The sequence below is a fragment of the Caballeronia sp. HLA56 genome, assembly GCF_054655155.1.
The window spans coordinates 69,955-92,488 of sequence record NZ_BAAHOB010000006.1 but is presented as its reverse complement, the minus strand read 5'-3'; the positions used below and the strand labels follow the sequence as shown (position 1 = coordinate 92,488).

The 22,534-nt window shown below is 59.0% G+C and carries 23 protein-coding genes and 1 pseudogene; 12 read left to right on the top strand and 12 right to left on the bottom strand.

Features of this window, described 5'->3' with window-relative positions; translation table 11 throughout:
• The first annotated feature begins 317 nt into the window (after positions 1-317).
• The gene (locus ACYQ47_RS34890; protein WP_459909592.1) at positions 318-1,442 is read left to right on the top strand and encodes an NYN domain-containing protein; all 1,125 of its coding nucleotides are present in this window, start codon (positions 318-320) and stop codon (positions 1,440-1,442) included.
• A 283-nt stretch (positions 1,443-1,725) separates the two neighbouring features.
• A complete protein-coding gene (locus ACYQ47_RS34885) occupies positions 1,726-2,235 on the top strand; it encodes a hypothetical protein (protein WP_459909590.1) in 510 nt (169 codons plus the stop codon).
• Between the two features lie 47 nt (positions 2,236-2,282).
• On the opposite strand, the gene istB is transcribed toward ACYQ47_RS34885, so the two are convergent.
• The 3 genes and pseudogenes from istB to ACYQ47_RS34870 form a co-directional block, all read right to left on the bottom strand.
• A complete protein-coding gene (gene istB / locus ACYQ47_RS34880; RefSeq protein ID WP_459909588.1) occupies positions 2,283-3,098 on the bottom strand; it encodes an IS21-like element helper ATPase IstB in 816 nt (271 codons plus the stop codon).
• Positions 3,082-4,598: pseudogene (gene istA, locus ACYQ47_RS34875) on the bottom strand (IS21 family transposase). Before istA ends, istB begins: the two are co-directional and overlap by 17 nt.
• A gap of 558 nt (positions 4,599-5,156) precedes the next feature.
• The gene (locus ACYQ47_RS34870; RefSeq protein WP_459909586.1) at positions 5,157-5,483 is read right to left on the bottom strand and encodes a hypothetical protein; all 327 of its coding nucleotides are present in this window, start codon (positions 5,481-5,483) and stop codon (positions 5,157-5,159) included.
• 687 nt (positions 5,484-6,170) lie between these two features.
• Between ACYQ47_RS34870 and ACYQ47_RS34865 the strand changes: the two genes are divergently transcribed.
• The 5 genes from ACYQ47_RS34865 (at position 6,171) to ACYQ47_RS34845 (ending at position 11,210) form a co-directional block, all read left to right on the top strand.
• On the top strand, positions 6,171-7,808 hold the full coding sequence (locus ACYQ47_RS34865) for a hybrid sensor histidine kinase/response regulator (protein ID WP_459909584.1): 1,638 nt from the start codon (positions 6,171-6,173) through the stop codon (positions 7,806-7,808).
• Positions 7,809-8,287: 479 nt separating this feature from the next.
• A complete protein-coding gene (locus ACYQ47_RS34860; protein ID WP_459909582.1) occupies positions 8,288-8,854 on the top strand; it encodes a carboxymuconolactone decarboxylase family protein in 567 nt (188 codons plus the stop codon).
• The gene (locus tag ACYQ47_RS34855; protein WP_459909580.1) at positions 8,838-9,692 is read left to right on the top strand and encodes an enoyl-CoA hydratase/isomerase family protein; all 855 of its coding nucleotides are present in this window, start codon (positions 8,838-8,840) and stop codon (positions 9,690-9,692) included. The genes ACYQ47_RS34860 and ACYQ47_RS34855 overlap by 17 nt, the downstream gene beginning before the upstream one ends.
• A gap of 38 nt (positions 9,693-9,730) precedes the next feature.
• Positions 9,731-10,402 carry a peroxiredoxin-like family protein gene (locus ACYQ47_RS34850; protein ID WP_459909578.1) on the top strand — a complete coding sequence of 224 codons (672 nt, stop codon included), beginning with the start codon at positions 9,731-9,733 and terminating at the stop codon, positions 10,400-10,402.
• 91 nt (positions 10,403-10,493) lie between these two features.
• On the top strand, positions 10,494-11,210 hold the full coding sequence (locus ACYQ47_RS34845) for an SDR family oxidoreductase (protein ID WP_459909576.1): 717 nt from the start codon (positions 10,494-10,496) through the stop codon (positions 11,208-11,210).
• Here ACYQ47_RS34845 and ACYQ47_RS34840 read toward each other — a convergent pair.
• The 4 genes from ACYQ47_RS34840 to ACYQ47_RS34825 all read right to left on the bottom strand — a co-directional run bounded on the left by ACYQ47_RS34840 (position 11,207) and on the right by ACYQ47_RS34825 (position 13,411).
• Positions 11,207-12,118, bottom strand: coding sequence for a LysR family transcriptional regulator (locus ACYQ47_RS34840; protein WP_459909574.1), 912 nt, complete (start codon positions 12,116-12,118; stop codon positions 11,207-11,209). The genes ACYQ47_RS34845 and ACYQ47_RS34840 overlap by 4 nt on opposite strands.
• Before the next feature lie 213 nt (positions 12,119-12,331).
• Entirely contained in the window at positions 12,332-12,877 is a 546-nt protein-coding gene (locus ACYQ47_RS34835; protein ID WP_459909572.1) for an oxidoreductase, read from the bottom strand.
• Positions 12,843-13,001: an oxidoreductase gene (locus tag ACYQ47_RS34830; RefSeq protein WP_459909570.1), complete on the bottom strand. Its 159-nt coding sequence runs from the start codon at positions 12,999-13,001 to the stop codon at positions 12,843-12,845. The genes ACYQ47_RS34835 and ACYQ47_RS34830 overlap by 35 nt, the downstream gene beginning before the upstream one ends.
• A complete protein-coding gene (locus ACYQ47_RS34825; RefSeq protein WP_459909568.1) occupies positions 12,998-13,411 on the bottom strand; it encodes an oxidoreductase in 414 nt (137 codons plus the stop codon). The genes ACYQ47_RS34830 and ACYQ47_RS34825 overlap by 4 nt, the downstream gene beginning before the upstream one ends.
• A 402-nt stretch (positions 13,412-13,813) precedes the next feature.
• On the opposite strand from ACYQ47_RS34825, the gene ACYQ47_RS34820 reads away from it, so the two are divergent.
• The 3 genes from ACYQ47_RS34820 to ACYQ47_RS34810 all read left to right on the top strand — a co-directional run bounded on the left by ACYQ47_RS34820 (position 13,814) and on the right by ACYQ47_RS34810 (position 15,342).
• Positions 13,814-13,960: a hypothetical protein gene (locus ACYQ47_RS34820; RefSeq protein WP_459909566.1), complete on the top strand. Its 147-nt coding sequence runs from the start codon at positions 13,814-13,816 to the stop codon at positions 13,958-13,960.
• Positions 13,899-14,231: a glutathione S-transferase family protein gene (locus ACYQ47_RS34815; protein WP_459909943.1), complete on the top strand. Its 333-nt coding sequence runs from the start codon at positions 13,899-13,901 to the stop codon at positions 14,229-14,231. Before ACYQ47_RS34820 ends, ACYQ47_RS34815 begins: the two co-directional genes overlap by 62 nt.
• A 418-nt stretch (positions 14,232-14,649) precedes the next feature.
• On the top strand, positions 14,650-15,342 hold the full coding sequence (locus ACYQ47_RS34810) for an SDR family NAD(P)-dependent oxidoreductase (protein WP_459909564.1): 693 nt from the start codon (positions 14,650-14,652) through the stop codon (positions 15,340-15,342).
• 200 nt (positions 15,343-15,542) lie between these two features.
• On the opposite strand, the gene ACYQ47_RS34805 is transcribed toward ACYQ47_RS34810, so the two are convergent.
• A complete protein-coding gene (locus ACYQ47_RS34805; RefSeq protein ID WP_459909562.1) occupies positions 15,543-16,250 on the bottom strand; it encodes an SDR family NAD(P)-dependent oxidoreductase in 708 nt (235 codons plus the stop codon).
• A gap of 107 nt (positions 16,251-16,357) precedes the next feature.
• Here ACYQ47_RS34805 and ACYQ47_RS34800 point away from each other — a divergent pair, with 107 nt between their 5' ends.
• Positions 16,358-17,152, top strand: a complete 795-nt coding sequence (locus ACYQ47_RS34800) for a LysR family transcriptional regulator (protein WP_459909560.1) — start codon at positions 16,358-16,360, stop codon at positions 17,150-17,152.
• Positions 17,153-17,589: 437 nt separating this feature from the next.
• Here ACYQ47_RS34800 and ACYQ47_RS34795 read toward each other — a convergent pair whose 3' ends face one another.
• Positions 17,590-18,990, bottom strand: a complete 1,401-nt coding sequence (locus ACYQ47_RS34795) for an FAD-dependent oxidoreductase (protein WP_459909558.1) — start codon at positions 18,988-18,990, stop codon at positions 17,590-17,592.
• Between the two features lie 35 nt (positions 18,991-19,025).
• Positions 19,026-19,565, bottom strand: coding sequence for a carboxymuconolactone decarboxylase family protein (locus tag ACYQ47_RS34790; RefSeq protein ID WP_459909556.1), 540 nt, complete (start codon positions 19,563-19,565; stop codon positions 19,026-19,028).
• A 112-nt stretch (positions 19,566-19,677) separates the two neighbouring features.
• Between ACYQ47_RS34790 and ACYQ47_RS34785 the strand changes: the two genes are divergently transcribed.
• On the top strand, positions 19,678-20,637 hold the full coding sequence (locus tag ACYQ47_RS34785; protein ID WP_459909554.1) for a cupin domain-containing protein: 960 nt from the start codon (positions 19,678-19,680) through the stop codon (positions 20,635-20,637).
• A gap of 125 nt (positions 20,638-20,762) precedes the next feature.
• Here the strand turns inward: ACYQ47_RS34785 and ACYQ47_RS34780 are convergent, their stop codons facing one another.
• The gene (locus ACYQ47_RS34780; protein ID WP_459909552.1) at positions 20,763-21,533 is read right to left on the bottom strand and encodes an SDR family oxidoreductase; all 771 of its coding nucleotides are present in this window, start codon (positions 21,531-21,533) and stop codon (positions 20,763-20,765) included.
• A 15-nt stretch (positions 21,534-21,548) separates the two neighbouring features.
• Positions 21,549-22,520 carry a zinc-binding alcohol dehydrogenase family protein gene (locus ACYQ47_RS34775; RefSeq protein ID WP_459909550.1) on the bottom strand — a complete coding sequence of 324 codons (972 nt, stop codon included), beginning with the start codon at positions 22,518-22,520 and terminating at the stop codon, positions 21,549-21,551.
• Positions 22,521-22,534: the final 14 nt, after the last annotated feature.

The following is a 22,534-nucleotide window of genomic DNA, read 5'->3' as shown; positions in this document are numbered from 1 at the left end:
TAGTACAGGGTCAGACGGTTAGCTGCATCGGGTTCCACTTGCAAACGGCCTTTCGCCTTTAGCTGAGAAAACTCTAATGCCTTCGTGTCGGCGCGATGAACCGCTGACGTGGCGGAGCGTGTGCGTCACGCACTTCGGCTTATCTGAACGTTGCGATTAGGCGCGAGCGTCCCCAATGAGGGAGAATTCCGCTCGTCGCTAGCATCGTTGTGATGGATCGCGCCGCCGACACGAAAGCGGGGTTGCACGACCCCTAGCCAGGCGCGTTTAAAAACTTAAACGACATTTTCTCAACCGAAAACAAAGAGGAGAGCCGAATGCGAAAAACGTCGACGGGGCGGGAGCCCAGCGGTGAGCAGTTTGAAGCGAACAAAGAGGTCGCAGCGCAGCGACGCAAGGAGCTCCATCAAGCACAACTTGCGGCCGCGAAGCTGGCGATCGAGGCCTCGGAATCTAAGGTCGAGGAGCACAAGCTGCTCATCCTGGTGGATCTTCAAGGGATGTATCTGGCGCTCCATAAGTGGCTGTCTGAGCGAGGCTTCCCAATCGACGACGGCCTGATTCTCAGTCGGTTTGCTTATCTGCAAATCCGAGGCGCCGTTACGGAAATTACACAGCGCATCGCGAAAGCGCGACCGACGGCGACTCGCGACCTCAACGAGCTACTGGCCTCAATCAAAATCAACTTTGTCGACGGACGGCCGTTCTTGGGTGAGGAACTGAAAGTTCAGAAGGGTGTGACCTACCTTGACGTCGCCCCCAGTTTCGAACTTTTTCATGCGCCGGCGCCGTTGGAATACCTTGAGTTCAACTTGAAGCGGCGGGCCAAAGAGGGCAGCCCCGAAGCGGCGCGACAACTCGAACAGCTCAAACAAGGCATCGTTGAGCGACAAGGTGTGTTCGTTCGCGACTATTCCGCCTACGATGATTTCGTCGATTCCCTGACCAAAAATGTCGAGCATGGAGGCACTCAACGGGGATTTTTCACCGTATATGTGGGCACTCACGGCCTTCGAACGTTTGACGAGAAAGAAGTCGACACACGGATCGTCATGCGCACGATGGATGCTTTCTACAAGAAAGAGGCCGACTCCATCTGCATCGTCTCAGCGGATCAAGATTTCGTTCCTCTCCACGACCGATCGTCGGAATTTGGCATCCTGACGTTCCAGGCGGATCTAAAAAACTTTTCGAAGGAAAGCAAGAGCGGGCGAAAGCTTAGGGAAATGCAAGGGACGTTCATCGAAGGATACATCGATCCTCTATGGCCAATGTCGATACTGACGGAGTCGATCTCGCACCCAACTGCGGGGCACTTGGCGAAGTATCGCATCAGCGAAGACGAGCTGAGCGCCCTGTGCGACCTGCATAATTCGATGAACGAAATCAAATTCAAGCTGAGCGCCCAACCGGACGGCTTACTCAAGATAACAAGACTGTGAAGACGAGAAGTCTAATGCCGCGCGGTGGAGCGGAGCTGCGAACCGTGCTGGCGCGGCCGCGTTGATGCTGTTGACCCGCGCGAACGCAGCGCCAGTTCGCAGAAGCGACAAAACGCGGCAGGCTTTGTCATAAAGAGCGGCGCGCATCAACGCGACAATGCCCCAGCCTTGCCGCGCGTCGCGTTTTGCGCTGGGCCGCAGCGGCCACACGGGGGCGATCGCCGCGCGCCTGCCCTACCCGATTCGATGCTTGCGAAGGCTCTCGACGAGCTGCAAACAGCGCTTGCACGTGATTCGCGGGCTGTGGTCGATTCGCGCCTCCACCGACTCGCCGTTCTCGACCTCGCGACAAATGTCTTCCGCGATGGTCGTAGGAGCCATTGTCAAGGCTGCTGGCGGAGCACAAAAAGTCGCCGGCTTCTCGCGCGAGCCGTCCCGCGCGCAACGGCGCGAGCAAGCAAATGTGCTCGACGCTGGCGCGATTGCGGCCGCTGCCACCCCCGCGCTCGCTCAGCCCGGCGAGGACGATTTTGCAATCGGCTGGCCGTATCGCCGGGGGCAAGATCTCGTCGAGTTTTTCAATCATTACGGATTTCGCGATGTCTACGAGTCCGGTTTCCCGACCCGCGCGCTTTTCGCCAAGGAGCGCCTGGGCCAACTCGCGCCAAAGCCCGCGATGGCAAGCCTGCTGTGTGACTTGGTGGATCCACGCCATTGGTTCGATTTGACGCAACCGACGTTGCAAACCAACGAGGCGTGCGCGGCAAAAGTGTTGATTTGCACCGGAAACTGACCCACTTTTTGCATCTAAAATTGACCCACCCCTGATGTGCAGAAACATCATTCTGGTGTGTCGTTTTCCTCCTCTTTTAGTCGCTTGGGTGAGCTTTTTCGGGTTGCAGCCCGCGAAGCGGGCTGCCCCGCCGTGCTGTTTTTAAAGCGCCACGAGTCGTTGCCTGTTTCGACGATATGGCAGTGGTGCGTAAGTCGGTCGAGCAGTGCCGTAGTCATCTTTGCATCGCCGAATACGTTCGACCATTCGGTGAAGCTTAAGTTGGTCGTCACGAGAATGCTCGTACGCTCGTACAGTTTAGAGAACAGGTGAAACAGCAGCGCACCGCCCGTCTGCGTGAATGGTAAGTAGCCCAGTTCATCTAGGACGATGGCATCGACGTACATCAGGCGGTTAGCCAACTGGCCAGGTTTGCCAGCAGCCTTCTCGGCTTCAAGGTGGTTCACGAGCTCGACTGTGGTAAAGAATCGAACTCGTTTCCCGTATTGTTGTATTGCTTCGATACCAATGGATGTCGCAAGGTGCGTTTTCCCCGTGCCAGGCCCACCGATGAACACGACGTTCTGCGCTGATTCGCAGAACCGTACGGTATGGAGGTCGCGCACGAGCGTTTCGTCGACGCTCGCCTGCTCGAAGTCGAAGCCGGCAAGGTCACGATGTGCGGGGAAGCGGGCAGCGGCCATCTGATAGTTGATTGACCGGACCTGCCGCTCAGCTGTCTCCGCCTTCAGCATCATCTGCATGAATTTCTCCGGTTCAAACTCGTTATGGCGCGCTTGGGCGACCAACTCTGGCCATGCTTGCGCCATTCCGTGGAGCTTCAATGACTTAAGTAGTGCAGCGGTTTCATTCGACATGACCATCCTCCTCGTTACGTGGAACGCGAAGCTGCTCGTAGCGGTGGACATCCGCAAGCGGCTCGACCTTGAGCGTGATTGCCGTTCTCACGACGTCACCTGCACGTGCCGTCGGACTTTTTAGTCGAGCAAGAATGTTCAGGACATGGTCACCGCTCGGACGCCCCGATTCGAGCGCAAGCTCAACCGCAACCAGCACGGCCTCTAGACCATGAACCGGAGTTGCCGCGAGGACCTGCACCATGACCCGGTCGCCACCGGTTTGCTTCAACAAGTACCTCTGCAGTCGAAGCATCGGTTCAGGCATTGTTAAGAATGGCGCGCCGTTTCTTAACGAGCCGGGCTTACGCTCGACAAGGTTGATGTAGTGCCGCCAGTCGTAGAAGGTTTGGTAACGGTCGAGCTACGCGGATGACGCGCTATCTCGACACCATCGGCCACGAGGCTGATGTAGGTTGGATAGCTCCGGAGACTGACGATGTGGTGCGCATATTCCGTCGGTACGCTGTAGCGGTTGCGGTCAAGATGCACCAGGCTCGTTGGCGAGACGCGCACAGGCTTCTCGATGTAGCCGTCGAACGGTTTGGGAACCTGCATCAGCCGTGGACGTTCGTCCGCCAAGGCATCCTCTACCGTCAGCTCAGGCCATTGAGGATGCTTCAGCTGCTTCCAGGCTTGTTGGCATCGCTCGGCCAACCATATGTTTAGAACTTCGAGCGACTCCCATCGAACGGCGATTGCATCGTGCCAAATCTGTCGACGCCGGTCCTGAACGTTCTTCTCGACTATGCCTTTCTCCCAACCGGCCGCTCGGTTGCAGAACTCAGGCTCGAATAGATAATGGCCACACATCGCGTGGAAGCGCGCGTTAATAGCCCGTTCCTTACCCGGCCCGACCTTATCCACGGCCGTCTTCATGTTGTCGTAGATGCCGCGTCGAGGAACGCCCCCTAAAGCCACGAACGCTCGTGCGTGGGCGTCGAACAACATCTCGTGGCTTTGGGTTGGATAGGCAACAAGCCAGAACGCCCGACTCGCGGCGAGCTTCATGTGAGCGACTTCTATCCTTCGTCTAAGCCCACCGACGAAGACATACTCACAACTCCAGTCAAACTGGAAGGCTTCGCCATATTCGAAAGCCAGCGGCACGAAGGCGCCGCGCTGCGCACCAGCGTCGCGTTCCTTCTTCCAATTGCGTACGAACGCTGACACGCGGTCGTCGCTGCCGTCGTAGCCAGCCGCACGCAAATCCTCATACATCTGAGTTGCGGAGCGTCGCTCTCGTCTGGGACGTTTAACGTCGGCGACCAGCCACAGGCGCAGTTGCTCCGACCATGGGTCGACGACACTGTTGTTGACGCGTTTGGTGTACTTCGGCTCGTCGGACGACGGCTCACGCAGCCATCGTCGAATCGTGTTTCTCGACAGTCCTGTCTGTCTCGCAATGTCCCGAAGCGGGACGCCGTCGCGGAAATGCATCCGCCGAATCTTGGCCAACATGCTCACGGTTATCACTCCGTTCTCCTGCTTGGCGTCCAAGCAGGAAGTTGAACATGTGGGTCAATTTTCGATGCAAATTTCTAGCAGAAGTGGGTCAGTTTTGCGTGCGCATCAACAAGATGAGTTCGACATCGCATCGACGGTCGGTATGGGAACAAAAGTCACCATTACTCAATGGAAACGGCGTTAGATATCTAGCGACTATTTAACATCTAGCGACGACCAGCTCCTTCTCTTTGTGATTCCATTGCCATCAGTCGGGCCTGCCTGCTCAAGCCAATAGTCGTGGTCACCAAGCGAACACAGCTAGTGAAGCAAGACGCCTCATCGGATGTGAGTGACTGGAACGATCTGAAACCGCCATCCTAAATACAAGTTTTGGCCAAAGCGAGCGACGGCTGTTGGCCGGTTGCTGAAGTTCACGGTCCAAACGCCGACGCTTCAGCCTCGCGGCGAACTTCCGGAGCGAACCCGTAAAGGACGTCCGTCCCTCTAACTATGCGCAAATAGTAGAAGCGTCGATGCCAGCTTTTTCAAACGGTGTAAGTTCGCCACTGAAAAGAGCTAGCGTAAAAACCTTCCTGTCGCGATTTGCCAAGCCTTTACGTCATCGTCATCCACCCAGCTCGCCGCCAGTTCGCACGCCGCTTTCGCGGCCGCACCAACTACGTTGCCATCTTCGATCGTTACTTTGGTTCTTCTACGTCCGTCTTCGGCTGCGACTTCCATGTTACTGGGACGGGAAAAAGAAATGCCCGTTTCCACGAGCAACTTGATCAGGTCGTCAAGCGAATTCATCGGGTCGAACCGTTCAAGGTTCACGGGAACCACACGGTCCGCATCCGAGAACGCGGCCAGTCCCGCACGCAGGTTAATTTCTTGGTCATTCATCGTGTACTCCTATGCTTAGACCGGCGTACTTCTCAACCACAGGATGTTTCTCGACCTAGACTTACATTGTCGTGGTCCCCAAGCATTTCATCATTAGGCCGATCAGCCAACTAAGCCCCAACTCCGGTATCGCCTGCCTCAACCGCCTGCGATGGTTTGTTCGGTAGAGCATGCGGGTCACTCGGTGTGCAGATCTACACATCTGTTTCCTTGCATGCAACGGCGACAGTCGCGTCTCCATATCGTTACAGATTCAGCCGCCCATGCCTAAACGCTCGCCAGGCTCTAAAGTCCGACCGTGTTGCGTACGTAGGCTTATCCAACCATGCGTCAAGCTCCGGACTCCAGTTAAGCCACGTATTTTCATCAAACTCGAACTCTTCGTCGAGCAACCCTTTGCTGTCCTTTGATAGAAAGACACCCACCAATCCGTCTACATCCAAATACGCAACTGCGACTTCGGTCAATTCTGCTGTGGTGCCGGCCGGCTGTTGACCCAGCAATGCTGACAATCGGCCTACAAAAAATGCTACCGAGGGCGAGTCCAAATTGTTCTCCAGTCAGTGCCTCCTTCGATTTTATGCCTATTCCTACCTGCGACGGTGTTGCGTCCTTCTGGCCAGCTTATTCACTAGGAACATAACTTGCGCCTTCGACTACGTTCTCCTTTCGCCTATGACGTGTTCCATGTCGACCGTTTCCGTCCTGTCAGATTCCGGCCGGCTTTCGCAATTGAGATCTCTCAACATACTTGGCAAGCCCGCCGAATCTCATTTTGATGCGGTAGTGGAGCTTGTTGCGACTGCTTTGCGCGTCTCCGCTGCCTTCATCAACTTCGTTGATGATGTGCAGACCTGGTGTCATGCTGCGTGGGGAGCTGCTCGCTTGAATCGCCCTAACGAGCACTGCCTATGCGCCGCCGCCGTTGAAACCGGTGATGTACTTATCATTTCTGACGCATCGCGCAGTCCATCCTTCGCAAACCATCCCATTGTTACCGACGAACGCCGGGTGCGCTTTTACGCCGGTGTTGTACTGAGATTGCCCAGCGGCCTGCCGCTTGGAACACTATGTGTGACCGATACCCAAGCGCGTGATATCGACGATAGAGAGATTCGGATACTCCGTAAATTTGCGCAGCAAGTCATCAAACACCTCGAAGCTATTGAGGCACAGCGAGAGATTCGGTCTTTACGCGATCGTCTTGAGCACGCCCAGCTTAACCGCGACCAGTTTCTAGCGATGCTCGCCCACGAATTGCGTGCGCCCTTGGCCCCGATACTTACTGCCGTGCAACTGCTGCAGCAGGTAGAGATAACGCTCGATCAACGGATATGGGCCAAGTCGCTGATCGATCGCCATGTTCGGTATATGAGTGAAATCGTCGACCATCTTCTATCGGCTTCATTGGTGTCATTTGGTGTCGTTGAACTCGAACTCGGGCCAGTCTCGTCCCGAAAGCTTGTAGACCAAGCTATCGAGATGAGTCAGGGTTTCATTCTGGATGGCCGGCATGCCTTTTCTTGCACGATTGTGGATGACCCATGGGTGCTTGCGGATCAAACTCAGTGCCCACTGCTCATATCCAACTTGCTGACCAATGCTGCGAAGTACACGCCGGAAGGCGGCAACATTGACGTTACTGTTGAGGCATCTGACGATGGCGTCGAGATTCATGTGTTGGATTCTGGCATCGGCATCGACGCTCAAGACATCAACGAGATATTCGAAGTATTTGGGCAGAGCAAGCAGCCACTTGATCGAGCCAAAGGCGGCATGGGCCTGGGACTAGCGCTCGCGCGGCGGTTAGCTGAGTGGCACGGGGGATCACTAGGGGTAAAAAGTGCGGGGCGCGGGCAAGGAAGCGAGTTCATCCTGACGCTCAAACCTGCTGATAGACCAGTGGCCCCAACTGTTGAAGATCAGGCCAACCTCGGCTCCACGCTTGATATCGTCATCGTCGAGGACAATGTTGATACGGCTGACGCATTGGCGCTCTACTACCGCATTTACGGACATTCGGTCCGAGTAGCCTATCGGGCGCAGGACGCGTTGGCCATGATGATCGAACAACAGCCAGATGTGGTGATCAGCGACATCGGATTGCCCAACACGGATGGCTACGAACTGGTCCAGAAGCTTGCGAAGATAAACTCGATGGCGCGCACCGCGTTTATTGCGGTGACAGGCTATGGAAGCGAAATGGATCGGGAACGTGCATTCAGGGCTGGATTTGATGCCCACTTTGCAAAGCCCGTTGATCTGAAAGCGCTCGATACCATGCTCGCGCGACTAACACTGAAAAAACAGTCAGCCCCGAGCTAAATAGTGTCGCTCCGAAGCATGAACATCAAGAACCGGCAAACGCTCTGCATTACGTGAGGTTGTTAGCTTACAGAGGATGACATATAAATATTATATATGGGTTCCTTATTTAGGTGATGTACATCCCGCTTTTGAGCCAACAAGATCTAAGGATCCGAAATGAGCGATGGGAGTCATCGCGGGCCAGCTTGAACACTCCCTACTGACCCTGAGCAGCCCATGGCTCGGTTGAGAGTTGTGCATCCCGCTTTCGAAGTTGAAGCGGCCCGTCCCTTACTAATGCCAATGATCGAAGGCAGTCGTCCGAGCCCTAAACGATTATTCCCGCTGCGTGAACTGTCGGGCTTTTCAGTCCACATCGCTTCAATGCCGCCTCGCTTTATGCCTCCCAAGAATGACTGTTATCGACGGCGCCTGCCTTCTTCGAGGAAGTGCTGACCGTCATCATTTGCTCACCGTCAACTAACGTGAGCAACACGATGAGCAGCTTCCCGACCTACTCGATCGAAAACGCACCGGCCGCTTCGAAGGCCGTTCTCGAAGACACGAAGCGCGCATTTGGCTTCGTCCCCAATCTTCAGGCGCATATGGCGGAGTCGCCCGCGCTGCTGGCCGGTTACTCGGCGCTGTGGGACCTCTTCTCGAAAAGCACGCTGACGCCGCCTGAACAGCAGGTGGTGTATCTGACCGCGAACTTCGAGAATAACTGTCACTACTGCATGGCCGGTCACAGCACGCTTGCAAAGATGATCAAGATGGACGCGGTTGTAATTGCCGCACTGCGCGCCGGCACGCCGCTGCCCGATGCAAAACTCGAAGCGCTGCATCGCTTTACGACGCTCGTGGTGCGTGAGCGGGGTTTCGTCCCGGACGCCGATGTCGACGCATTTCTTGCCGCCGGCTACACCCGTCAGAACGTGCTTGAAGTGATCCTGGGCGTGGCGACGAAGGTAATGAGCAACTACACAAATCACATCGTCCACACCGAACTCGACGGCTTCATGGCCGTTAATGAGTGGACCAAACCGGTTGCTGCTGCGGCATAAGCCTCCCGGGAGCCCTCACGGCCTTCATCCATCCCATACAGAAGCTCTCCGAGAAACCGCCATGTCCACATTTGACCGCTATAAAAACGCCTACCCTAATGCACGACTGACGCGCACACCGGACGGCGTGCTCGAGGTCCGCTTCCATACGGAAGGCGCGAAGCTCGTCTTCAATGGCCACACGCATGAGCAGTTCACCGATATGTTTCATCAGATCGGCGAAGACCCGGAAAACCGCGTGGTCATCCTGACGGGGAGTGGCGACGCCTTTATGGACGCGATCTCGCCGGAAGGCTTCGACTTCTTCACGCCGCGCGGCTACGACAAGATCTTCCGCGAAGGCCGCAAGATCCTAATGAATATTCTCGACATCGAAGTGCCGATGATCGCCGCACTCAACGGCGCGGTCCTGCTGCATTCCGAATATGTCTTGCTGTGCGACATCGTCGTGGCGACGCCTGAGACTGTGTTCCAGGACATGCCGCACGCTGCATTCGGTATTGCACCCAATGATGGTGTGCATCTGCTGTGGCCGGAAATGATCGGCAGCATTCGCGGCCGGTACTTCGTGCTTACGCAGCAAAAGCTCGACGCTGCGGAGGCGCAGTCGCTGGGTGTGGTGAACGAAATCGTGCCTGCAGATCAGTTGCTCGAACGTGCGTACACCATCGCCGCGACGATCGCAAAACAGCCGCCGCTCACCACCAAATACACGCGCATTGGCCTGACTCAACGCCTGCGTCGCGTGATCGACGAGGGCATTGGCTACGGCCTCGCGCTCGAAGGTATCACCGCAGCCGAAGTGGCGCGAATCACAGCAGCACAGAACGCAGCCTAAATTGATTCATTCGTTTAATCCTCTCAACGGAGACACTCATGTCACTGCAAGACAAACTCGACGCATTCCGGGCCGACTTCAAGGCGGGCAAGCCGCCCTTTAACGCACCGCCGGAGATTCATCCGGTGATGGAACGCGCTACAGCAGAACTGATTGCGAGTGGACAGGCTGGCCGCGCAATCAAGGCTGGCGACCGAGCCCCGCATTTCAAGCTCAAGGATCAGGACGGCAATGATGTGTCGTCCGCTGCGATGCTGGCGAAGGGTCCGCTGGTGGTGACGTTCTATCGCGGTGTGTGGTGCCCGTATTGCAATATCGAATTGCAGGCGATCAACGAGGCGCTGCCGCAGGTTCAGGCCTATGGTGCGAACGTGGTAGCGATTTCTCCGCAGACGCCAGTGAACAGCCGCAAGTCCGTACGCACCAACGAACTGGGCTTTCCGGTGCTGAGCGATGTAAGCGGTCAGACGGGTGCCGACTTCGGATTGCGTTTCGTGTTGCCCGATTATTTGGTTGGGTTGTACAAAAAGCTGAAGAACGACCTGCCCGCGTTCAATAACGACCCGAGCTGGACGCTACCGATGCCGGCGCGCTACGTCATTGGACAGGATGGAACCGTGCTGTATTCGGAGGTCAACCCGGACTACACACGCCGCCCAGATCCATCCGACATGTTCCCAGTTCTGGAAAAGGCGACGGCCAGCGCCTGAGCGTTACTGCTCAAAGCCAGGCAACTGCAAGGCCGCGCCGGAGAACCCGGCACGGCGTTTCAATTCCCTCCGGGTTCTTCAAGGACATTTGATGATACAGCGTAAATTTCTCATCACCGGCGCGACCAAAGGCATTGGCCTCGCGTTGACAGAACAACTGATTGCCGATGGCCACTACGTGGTGGGGCTCGCGCGCGAAGCAAGCGATTTTCCGGGCGAACTGGTCCGCGTCGATCTGGCCGACCGTGCCGCAACCAACGCGGCGCTCGATGACCTCGTGCGACGTCATGCCTTCGATGGCGTGGTGAACAACGTCGCATTAGTCAGGCCGCAACGCTTGGGGGAAGTCGCGCTCAACGATCTCGACGACGTTCTCGCGCTAAATCTTCACCCTGCCGTCCAAACGGTCCAGGCGCTGCTTCCCGGCATGCAGGAACGCGGCTGGGGACGCGTCGTGAACATTTCCAGCCTGACAATTCTCGGCATGACGCAACGCACGGCGTATGCAGCGGCGAAAGCAGCGCTGGTAAGCTTTGCGCGTTCGTGGGCGCTGGAACTTGCAGGCACGGGCATTACGGTGAATTCCGTCGCACCGGGTCCGACCGAGACCACGCTGTTTCGCGCGAACAATCCGCCCGGCAGCGAGGGCGAGAAGCGCTATCTGTCCGCAGTACCGATGGGTCGCTTCGGCCAGCCTCATGAGATTGCCGCGACGATCGGCTTTTTGCTATCCGAGGCGGCAGGGTTCATGACCGGTCAGACGCTTTACGTCGACGGCGGTGCGTCAATCGGCAAGCTCGCTTTCTAAAGGGGCGTTTCGGTGTCGGTGCCCGCAGCACCGAGTACCTCTGCCACGAAGGCGACGAACGCTCGCGCCTTCGCACTTACCAGGCGTCCGGCCGGGAAGACTGCCCACAAGTCGATCGGGGGCAGTTCCCAGTCAGTCAATACCGCCTGTACCGAGCCGTCGGCGAGCTCCGGCGAGAACATCCATTCCGACGCGATTGCCAGGCCCATGCCGCCGAGCAAGGTCGTACGCATGCCCTCGGCGGCGCTCACGCTGACGCGCCCCGACACCACCACCGCCACTTCCTTTCCCTGCTGGCTGAACGCCCACGACTCACCGCCGCCTCGCAACGAATACACGATCACCTGATGCTGACTGAGCTCCGCAGGTGTATTTGGCACGCCCGCTTCGACGAAATACGCGGGCGTGCCGACCACCAACCGACGGCTTTGCGCGATGCGGCGTGCGGTCATCGTCGAGTCGTCGAGCGAACCCATGCGCAGCGCCACGTCCACGCCCTTTTCGAGCAGGTCGATGTTGCGATCGTCCAGCACGATATCAATCTGCAACTTGGGGTGCCGGTCCAGAAAAGTCTTCAGCGCCGGAAGGATATGCAGCCGCGCAAAGGTCACGGCTGCACTGATGCGCAACACACCGGATAGGCCTGTCGACGCGTCGCGCGCGACATGCTCGGCAAGGTCCACTTCTTCGATTGCGCGCCTCGCGTGTTCGTAAAAGCGCTGGCCTGCATCGGTGGGCGCTAAGCCGCGGGTCGAGCGCAACAAAAGCCGCACGCCGAGCCGCTCCTCGAGCTGCGCGATCGACTTAGATACGGCCGGTTGCCCAAGCTTGAGCCGCTTGGCGGCCGCCGAGAATGAACCCGCCTCCACGACGCTGACATACGTTTCCATTGCTGCCATGCGGTCCATGTCGTTGCTGCTCCTTGCGGACCGTGAAAGTCCCTGTTGTTGCTGAGATGTGTTCAGGCGGAAGTCTAGCGCGTCATAACAACCGCTCGATGGAAATCGCCGATGATTGGTTTGTGTCATCTGCTCCCGTTTAAGAAAGCAATCCGCAAATACAAGCGGCCCCGCCGCAGACGATCCTGCGGCGGGGCCGGATTGCGATGCGTGCAGTCCGGTTCAGGCAACCGGCGCGGGGCTGTGGAAGGAATAGTCGGTATAACCGCGTGCGTTGCCGCCGTAGAACGTCGAACGGTCGCGCTGGTTCAACGGTGCCCCGACGCGCAGCCGCTCGGGCAGATCCGGATTGGAGACAAACAGGCGCCCGAATGCGACGAGATCGGCGTCGCCTGTTTCGATCATGCGACGCGCGCTGTCCGCAGTAAAGGCGCCTGCCGCGATGAGTGTGCCCTTGTACACGCGTCGCAAGTCTTTCACCGAAATGGCGGTCGCCGCTGCGGCGATGTCATCGTTACCGCGCACTCGTGGCTCAACGACGTGCAGATACGCGAGCCCATAGCCGTCCAGACGCCGCGCGACGTACCCGAACGTAGCATGCGGATCGCTATCGAACATCGTGCCATACGTGCTTCCCGGCGATAGGCGCACTGCAATCTGGTCGGCATTCCACACCAAAACGATTGCGTCGATCACCTCGAACAGAAAGCGCGCCCGGTTCTCAAGCGTCCTGTTAAATCTGGTCGGGCAGATAACCGTTAGCAACATGCCGTTCCACGCCATCGAAACCAGCCTGTCTCACAAGCGTCGCGGCGCGACGGAATTCTTCGATCACGCCAGCAATCTCTTCAAGCATCAGTGCGCGCGGGACGACCTGTTCGAAGTCGATCACGCGCCCGTCTTCGTCTTGAATTGCGAGTGTTCATAAGCGCGCACGGCAGATGGCGCGACCGGCAATACGCCGCCAATGTTGGCGGGATGCGCCTGTCGTCCCTCATGCCATAACGGCAGGTAGATTCGTCCGCCTTTTGCGTGGATGGCGTCAGTAACGCGTCTCCAGCCGCGCCTGTGCGCATCAGTAGAAATGCCTGGCGCGCCGACATAGGCGAAGCCGAGCGGAGACACGGACGTCGCATCAGAAATTAACAAGCCGCCGGCCGAAGCACGCGGCGCGTAGTACTCGACCATCAGATCGCCGGGGACGTTCTGCGCTTCGGTGCGCATTCGTGTAAGCGGCCCCATGACGACGCGGTGACTTACCGGATAAGGGCCGACCTGAGTGTGAGTAATGAGTGGGTTCATTGCGCGTGCCTGAAAAAGGGTGAAGACCTGTGGATCATTCAGGGCGAGCACGACTCCGCAGAAGACAGCAATGAGCGATAGCTGTCATTCCTGCGCGGAATAGCAAGAAGCATCCTGAGTCATTCCTGCGCGGAATAGCAAGAAGCATCCTGAGCCATTCCTTGGGGGAATAGCGCTTATCACTCCGGTCGGACTTCACTGGAGAACGAATTCCGCGCAAAGTTCGTCTCACGCTAAGCCGGTATCTCTCTGAAAGGATCATTCTCCATGTACCAAGTCCATGCATTCGCCACACCCAACTCCGTCAAGGTGTCGATTGCACTCGAAGAACTCGCATTCGACTAAACGCTGCACGCCATCAACGTTCGAAAGGGCGAGCAGAGGAGCGATGCGTTTCCCGAATTGAATGCCAACGGAAAAGTGCCAGTGCTGACCACCGAAGACCGCAATTTCGTGCTGACCGAGTCTGCGGCCAATCTCGTTTATCTTGCCGAAAAAACACGGCAAGCTTCTCTCGTGGGACCCTGTACACCGGGCGCGCACGTTTGAGCAACGGTTCGCTCACGCGTCTGGCCTGGGCCCCGCCTTAGGGCAGGCAGGTTACTTTCTCAAATTTGCACCGGAAGTGATGTTCCACGCCATCGAGCGCTTTTCCGGCGAAACAAATCGTCAACTGAAACTGCTCGTCACTTTTCTTGCCGAACAGCCCTTCGTCGCGGGCGACGGATACTCCATCGCGGATATCGCCGACTTCGGATGTACATGGCGACGAGCCTTCGCAAACGTGACACTGGACATGACGCCGCATGTACAACGCTGATGCGACGAGATGCTTGCACGGGCGGCGGTAACGAAGGCGATCGACAAGCTCGAACTGCTTGCAAGAGAGAACGGTTGAACGGATGCGTGCCCGCGAGGCTCCGCAGCACACAGAGGCGCAATGTCGCGGACAGCTATCGCGGGTGACGGGATCCACTCGTAAGCTGCCACCATCGGCGCGAACGTCGGCTTGTGGCCGTTCGCTCTCCGCCGACGCCCAGTTTTCCTCACGACGAGAGATTTAGGCAGCGGCGAACCGTCCAGACATTACTCGGCGGCATTTGTGTTATGACTCCGGGGCGTTTGCACGCGGTGCGAGGTGTCCAACATACTTTCCGAAGGCCACACCGAGGGCGTCGCGGTTGCTTTGGGTCTTAGGAATAGTCATCTCAACATTTTGATGAAGGAGGAATCGATATATGACGAACACTAAAAAAGTCTTGATCATTGGTGCATCGCGTGGTCTAGGCTTCGCGCTCGCCCAAGAGTGGCTTTCGCGAAACTGGAACGTCGTCGCTACCGTACGAAGTGGCGATACGCCGCTGCATCGCTTAGAACAGGTGTTTCCAGGGCAAATACGTATCGAGCAGATGGACGTCACTGATAGCTCTGATATTGAGGCCCTCGCGGGCCGTCTGCCTAATCACGAGTTTGATGTCCTGTATGTCAATGCCGGCGTCGCTCTTGGTCCAGAGGATCGCGCGGACAATGTGACGACCGAGGACTTCAGCCGTTTGATGGTGACAAACGCGTTGAGTCCGATCCGCATCATTGAACGGCTATACAACAAGGTGAAACAACAAGGAACGATAGCAATTATGTCCTCAAGTCTCGGTAGCGTGGCACTGAACGACAGCGGTGGATGGGAAGTCTATCGCGCCAGCAAGGCGGCTTTGAATATGCTGATGCGCTCCTTTGCCGCGCGCCACGCGAGCGCTTCAAAAAGCCTCGCGCTGGTCGATCCTGGATGGGTTCGGACAGAAATGGGCGGCGCCGATGCCACCCTGAGCATTGATGAAAGCATCCCCGGGATAATAAAACAGATAGCCGCGTCGTCGGGCAAGGCAGGACTTCGTTACTACAACTACCGTGGCGAGACGCTTCCGTGGTAGTCCGTTTGCTGGCATGTTGTCGGTCGATTACCTTTCCGGCCAGATTAACGATAATAGGTGATGGCAGAGACAAGCGCGCACTTGCCACCACCCACTCTCTACTCATTTAGCGAATCTCCGGATGCTTCGGAGCAACTGCTTCCATACCGGCACACGGTCCTCCGGGCGCGGAGGGCGCTCCTTGGGCGCCCCTTGGTTGGTCAACGTCCGGCGATTAGACCGCCGTCGACGTGAAGGATCTCCCCGGTTGTAAAGGCGGCGTCCTCGAGATATAGCACCGCTCGAACAATATCCTCGACTTCGCCGAGCTTGTTCATGGGATGGAAGGCAGCCAGCTTGTCAACCATGCTCGGATCGTGCATCGGCGTGCGGATAACGCCCGGAGCCACGGCGTTCACGCGGATCCCGCCCGTGGCGTACTCGATCGCCATGCTCTTGGTCGCGGCGTTCATCCCGCCCTTCGTCAGCATGGCGATGAAGGCGGGCGAGCGCGAGCTCGCGAATTCCGCCGTCGAAGCCGTAATCTGGACGACATGGCCGCTGCCCTGCTCGAGCATCACTGGAGTAACTTGCTGCGTGGTAAAGAAAAAGCCGTCGAGGTTGGTCTTCACCTTGAGCCGGTAATCCTCTTCTGTATATTCGGTGAACGGCTTGCCGATGAAGATGCCGGCGTTGTTCACCAATGTATCAATGCGGCCGAAGCTGTCGAGAGCTGCTTCGACCAGACGCTTACCCGTGTCGGGGTCGCCGATGTCGCCGGCGATGGTCACGAGGTCAGGGTCGGCTGAAGGCTGGATCGAGCGCGATGTAGCGACGACGCCGTAGCCCCGGGCGCGGAAGCCGTTGACGATGCCTTCGCCAATGCCCTGCGAAGCGCCGGTGACAATGGCTACCTTTTTCTGGCTCATGCTGTTTCTCCTGGCTGTTGAGTGAACCTGGATGCAGTTGGCATCCCGTGGTATGGACAGCAGGTTAGCTCTGGACTTTCGGAAAAAGGAGCCGCTATCCTCGCGCAATGACTGATAAAAAACGCACAGAACTCGACTGGCAGGACATGCGGATATTCCTGGCGCTGGGGCGCTATCGAAGCCTGTACGCCGCTGCCCGCCCCCTGCGGGTCAATCACGCGACGATTGCCCGCCGTATCCAGTCTCTCGAGAAAAGCGTCGGTCAGAAGCATGTCGAGCGCCGGCCTGAAGGCTACCCACTGACGCCTGCTGGAACACGCGCGTTACAGGTTGCAGCGGAAATCGAAACCGCCGCGCTGACGATAGGGCATGCGCAGGCGAGCTGTGGCGACGCTATCCTTCGAGGCCTGGTGAGCATAAATGCACCGCCCGCGCTATGTCAGAGCTTCGTCCTTGCACGCCTCACGCGAATCACCGACTCCTATCCCGGTATCGACATTGATCTTGCGACAAACCTTCGTTCCGTCAGTCTCGATCGGCACAAAGCCGATATTGCGGTGCGTGTAGGACACCTCGTCGACGCGGACTTGATCGCAAAGCCACTCGGTCGCATGGCGTTCGCCTTTTATGGCGCACCAGCGCAGTGCGAACGAGCCGAACGCGGGGAGGTTCCGGTTTTCGTGAGTTTCAACGAGGAAAGCGCCGACATGCCGGGCACGAACTGGCTGACACAGCATTTTAAGTACTCGCGCGTTTCACTTCGCGCCGAGAATCACATCTTGCAGGCAATCGCCGCGCGAGACGGTGCGGGCCGAGCCTTGCTGCCTCATTATCTAGGCCGAAGCTTGCCTGGGCTGAGCCCGTGCTCGCGGGGGCCGTTGCCCCCGCCGCGAGACGTGTGACTATTGACACGCAGACAGGACCGAAACGTCCCGACGATACGCGCGGTCATGCAGCACCTTATCGATTCATTCAAGCAGAGCGAAACACTTTTCGACGCTTAAGTTCTAGGCGCATCCGACCCGCAGCTCGCCGCACACCGACGAGGAAGAAGCGATACTGCCGAAGAATATGGCGTTGGGCAACGCCTAGTACACTGCCGATGAACAACCCTCACCGGCCGCTCGCAGGACGATAGGTCGGACGTCGCCTCTTCAAGACAACGGCCAGTCGCAGATATCGGCTCAGATTGCCCGATACGCAGGGCTCTCGCACTCAACGCAACCGCACATCACGCATTGCATCTACCGGCTTACGAATACCCTTGCGTCGAGGACGCCGACCACAGTCGGCCGCAGAAAGCGCTCGATGAACAAGCCCGACCGTCCGGCTACAAGTCTCACGTAGCCGCGCGTTCGGGCACCCTCGCCAACAACGGCCCCAGACCCTCCGCCACGGTCAGATGAGAAATCACGGCGTCACGTAGCTTCTGGTACGGAAGCTCGGCGATCATCGCAGTCTGAATTGCCGCAAGCACTTCGCCTGCTTCCGAGCCGATCATCGTGAAGCCGAGGATGCGGTCGTCGTCAGCGCCAACGAGCACTTTCATGAAGCCCTGCGTTTCGTCCGTCGCTTCGGTGCGCAGGACGTTGCTCATCGGTAGCGTCGCAATGCGCACGCCGATTCCCGCGCGCCGTGCGTCGGTTTCGTTGAGGCCGACGCGCGCCAGCGGCGGATCAGTGAACAGCGTGTACGGAATCAGCCGGTCACTCGTGCTGCGATGTCCGCCTGCCATGTTGTCGCGCACGATCCGGAAATCGTCGACGGAGACATGCGTGAACTGCGGGCTTCCCGCCGCTTCGCCAATCGCCCAGACGTCGTCGGCCGATGTCTGAAGGCGATCGTTCACGCGAATATAGCCGCGCTCGTCGATCTGCACGTCCGCCAGGTCGAGGCCGATATCGGCCGTGTTCGGCACGCGTCCCGCCGCGACGAGAATGTCGCTGCCCTCCAGGGTCTGCTCGCCCGAAGGCGTCCGCACGACGACGCGCACATGCGTTCCGGAATGACCTTCGACGCGGATCGTCTGTGCATCGAGTATCACGTCGATGTCTTCCGCCCGGAGGATGCGCAGCGTTTCTTCGCCGATGTCCGCGTCTTCACGAGCCATAAGCCGCGCGCCGCGCTCGACGACGCTCACGCGGCTCCCGAACCGCCGGTATGCCTGCGCCATCTCCACGCCGATGTAACCGCCGCCCAGCACGATCAGATGCGGCGGCACGTGATCGAGCTCCAGCGCGCCGATGTGCGTCAGCGGGTCGGCCGCCTGCAGGCCGGGCACCTCCGGAAGCGCGGCGTGCGTGCCGACGTTCACCACGACCTGATTACCGCCGAGCGTACGGGTGCCACCATCGTTGAGCCGCACTTCGACGGTCTTCGGCCCGACGAACCGGCCCACCCCCATGACAAGCTCGGCGCCGCTCGACCCATACGCCTGCACGTGAAACGCAGCCTCCCGCTCGACCATGCCGCGCTTACGATCGCGCACCTTCGCCATGTCGACGGCCACGGGCCCCGTCATCACGCCGAAATCGGCGGCGTGGCGCGTCAGATGCGCGACGCGCGCGCTCCATATCTCGTTCTTGCTGGGCAGACAGGCGACGGCGGGACACGAGCCGCCGACCCATTGGCGCTCGACCACGGCGACGCGCTGTCCCGCGCGGGCCAGATGCCACGCCAGGAGCTTGCCGCCCTGGCCGCTGCCGAGAATCAGCGTATCGAACTGTTCGATCTGAGACATGACTTTCTCCAATGTGCTGACGATGAATGGTTGGATCACTCGACGGCCGGAAAATCGACGTCGGTATCGTTGATTCGATTAAACGTGTTGGTGAAGATCGTCATCGCAATCGCGAGCGAGACGTCCGCCAATTGCGTGTCGCTGTAGCCTGCCGCGCGAATGGCGGTGAGCTCGTCTTCGTCGATCGTGCCGCGCGTCGTTTGCAGGGTCCGCACAAAGCGGATCAGCGCATCGCGCTTGATATCGCCCGTCGGCTGGCCGGTGCGAATCTGCTTGAGCGCCGCTGGCGTCAGACCGGCCATCTTGCCGAGCATCACGTGCGCGGCCACGCAGTAGTCACAGCCGGTCAGTTCGCTGATCAGCAGCTTGATGGTCTCCAGATCCTGCTTGCTCAGACTGCTCGAGGCCAGCGCGCCTTCGGCGTCCAGCGCGGCAATCAACGTCGCGGGCGCGAGATGACCGAGCGCCGCGAACAGATTCGGCGCGCCGCCGCCCGCGATCTTGCGAACGCGCGCGTAAGCATCGGCGGTGTTGCCGGCTGCATCCGAGAGTGCGGAGATAGCGATACGACTCATGGTGAACCTCGTTTGGTGGTGGTCAGGAGCCTCCACTTTAGGTTCGCAAGATGAGCTTGTTGAGTCTAGAAATACTCAATATCATGCTCGAAAGTATCATACGGAGACGAGCATGGCGCTTTCGATCGACTGGCTGAGCCGTCTGCTCGGTATGATGACCGTGCGCGGTCAGCTGGAACTGCGGTGCTCGTATGGCGCGCCGTGGGAAGTTATTTACGCCGATTCGGACGACGGCGAAATGCCCTATCACATTGTGCTGGGCGGATCGGCCATTCTGGAGACGCCCGGCGCGGGCAAGCCGCAGCCGCTCAGTGCCGGCGATATCGTGCTGCTCGCGCACGGATCAGCGCACACGCTTCGCGACGGTAGCGGCGCGCGTCCGAAGCCAGCCCGCCAACGCGCGGTCATGAACCTGATCGTCAGCGAAAACAAGGGTACGGGGGAGCATCTGGACATGCTGTGCGGACGCATCGTGCTCGCGCCGCCGCATGACCGCTTCGTGCGGACATATCTGCCCGGACGGCTCGTCGTGCGCACGGCGACGTCGAGGGGCGCGGGACCGGACGGCGCATTGAATCAGTTGAATTCCCTCGTCGCGCTGATGCGCGCGGAATCGATCGCGGACAATCTCGGTGGCCACGCGATGATGAACGCGCTGTCGGCGGCGCTGTTTGCACTGACCTTACGCGCCAGCACGGAGTCCGACGAAGCACCCGCCGGGCTACTGGCGCTCTCAGGGGACTCGCGACTGTCCCCGGCGCTGGAGGCGATCTTCACCGAACCGGCGCATGACTGGAAGCTGCCCAACCTGGCGGCCTTATGCAATATGTCGCGAGCCACATTGATCCGTCAGTTCCAGACCAAGGTCGGACGTTCGCCCAGCGATCTGCTGATCCATGTACGCATGGCGCTGGCGGCGAACGAACTGAAAAAACCTGCGGTGTCAACCGAAGCTGTAGCCGAGACGGTCGGGTATCAGTCGGTAGCGGCATTTAGGCGCGCGTTCAGTCAGCAGTTCGGCGTGACGCCTGCGCTCTGGCGGCGCACGCATGCGCAGACGCGGCAGGCCTAGGCGGGCCGCCGCGCGGTGCATCGGTCACTTCGCTCGCTACATCGTAAGTTCCATTCCGGTTTCGGGCGCGATGTCGCGGTAAGCGCCAAAGGTCGGGCATCCGTCCGGCCTTTGGCTTCTTCCCTTCAGACCGATTTGACCTCGCCGCCGTCCATGCGCAGCGTGCTGCCGGTCATCCATTTGGCCGCGGGCGAGACGAGGAACGCCATCAACTCGGCGATTTCTTCCGGCGTGCCGTAACGCGCGATGCCAGCTTCTTTTGGGAAACGCGCCGTCGCTTCTTCCACGGTCATGTCGTGCAAGGGCGCCCAGTGCTCGAGATATGAGCGCCGGCGGCCGGTCATCACCGCGCCGGGAAGGACGCTATTGACCTGCACGCCATCCGCGATGCCGCGATCGGAAAACGCTTTCGCCAGCGCGACGATTGCCGCGTTGATCGTGCCGACGGCCGCATACGGCGCCTTCGGAAACAGCGCGGAATTCCCCGACATCAGCACGACCGATCCAGACGACTGCTTGAGCGACGGCCATGCCGCGACCGTCAGCCTGCGCGCGCCGTGAAGCTTCAGCGCGAGGCCGGCGTCCCATTGTTCGTCGGTCATGTCGAACAGATCGATATGCGGAACCGCGCCCGCGATATTGAGCAGCGCGTCGATGCGGCTGAACGCGGCGAGCGCTTCATCGACGACGTGTTGCGCGGCCTCGGGCCGTGCGAGGTCGATGTCGATTGCGATCGTCTTTGCGCCGGCGTTCTGAACCGCGTCGGCGGTCTCTTCGAGATTGGCGCGATTACGTGCGACGAGCACGATCGAATCGAAATCGCGTGCGAGGCGGATCGCCGTCGAGCGCCCGATCCCCTGACTCGCGCCCGTGACGATGGCGGCTTTAGTGGGCATGTGGTTCCTCCCGGCTCAATGAACGACGACCATCTTGCCGTTCGCTTCGTTGGCTTCCATCACGCGATGGGCTTCGTGAATCTCGTCGAACGAGAACACGCGCGAAGGCTTCGCATTGAAACGGCCGGCCGCGATATTCGCTGCAATGGACTGCAGCGGCACATCGGAAAGCGGAAAGCCCGGCGTGCCGAACACGAAGCTGCCGAAGAAGGTCAGATACACGCCGCTCGACATCTGCAGGAGCGGGTTGAAATCTGGGATCGGCGCAAGTCCGCCGAGCCAGCCCGCAAGGCACGCGCGCCCGCCGCGCCGGAGCATCGTGAGCGAATCGAGAATCGTGCTGTTGCCGACGAGGTCGAGCACGGCATCGATATGCTTAGCTTCCGCGATTCGCTTGCTGAGGTCCGGCCCTTCGAGTTCCACGCGCCACACGCCCGTTGCTTCGAGCTTCGCGAAGCGCTCCCGGCTGCGCGTCGTGGCGATCACTTTCGCACCCGCGTTGACGGCGAGATTCACCGCCGCTTGCCCGAGCGACGAGGTTGCGCCGCGAATCACCACGGTTTGCCCTTCCTTGATTTCAAGGTTGCGGAACAGGGTCGTCCACGCCGTCGCATAGCTTTCGGGAATCGCTGCGAGTTCGGCCCATGACAGATCGGATTCGATCAGCGCGACGTTCGACGCCGGCGCGCGCGTAAACTGCGCATAGCTGCCGTTGATGGTGCGCCCGAGCCCGCCCATCAGCGCGGCCACTTTCGCGCCGACGGGAAACTCGCCGCCCGGACACGACTTCACGATGCCCACGCATTCGATGCCACTCACCTTTGCCGCTTCGGCCCATTCGCCGCGCCGCATGTGCATCTCGGCGTGATTGATGCCGAATGCCTTGATTTCGATGACGACATACCCTTCCAGCGGTTCAGGCTCCGGAATCTGCGCATAGACGAGGCTGTCGAGACCGCCGAACTTTTCGAGGACGATTGCACGCATGATGTTTCTCCTTT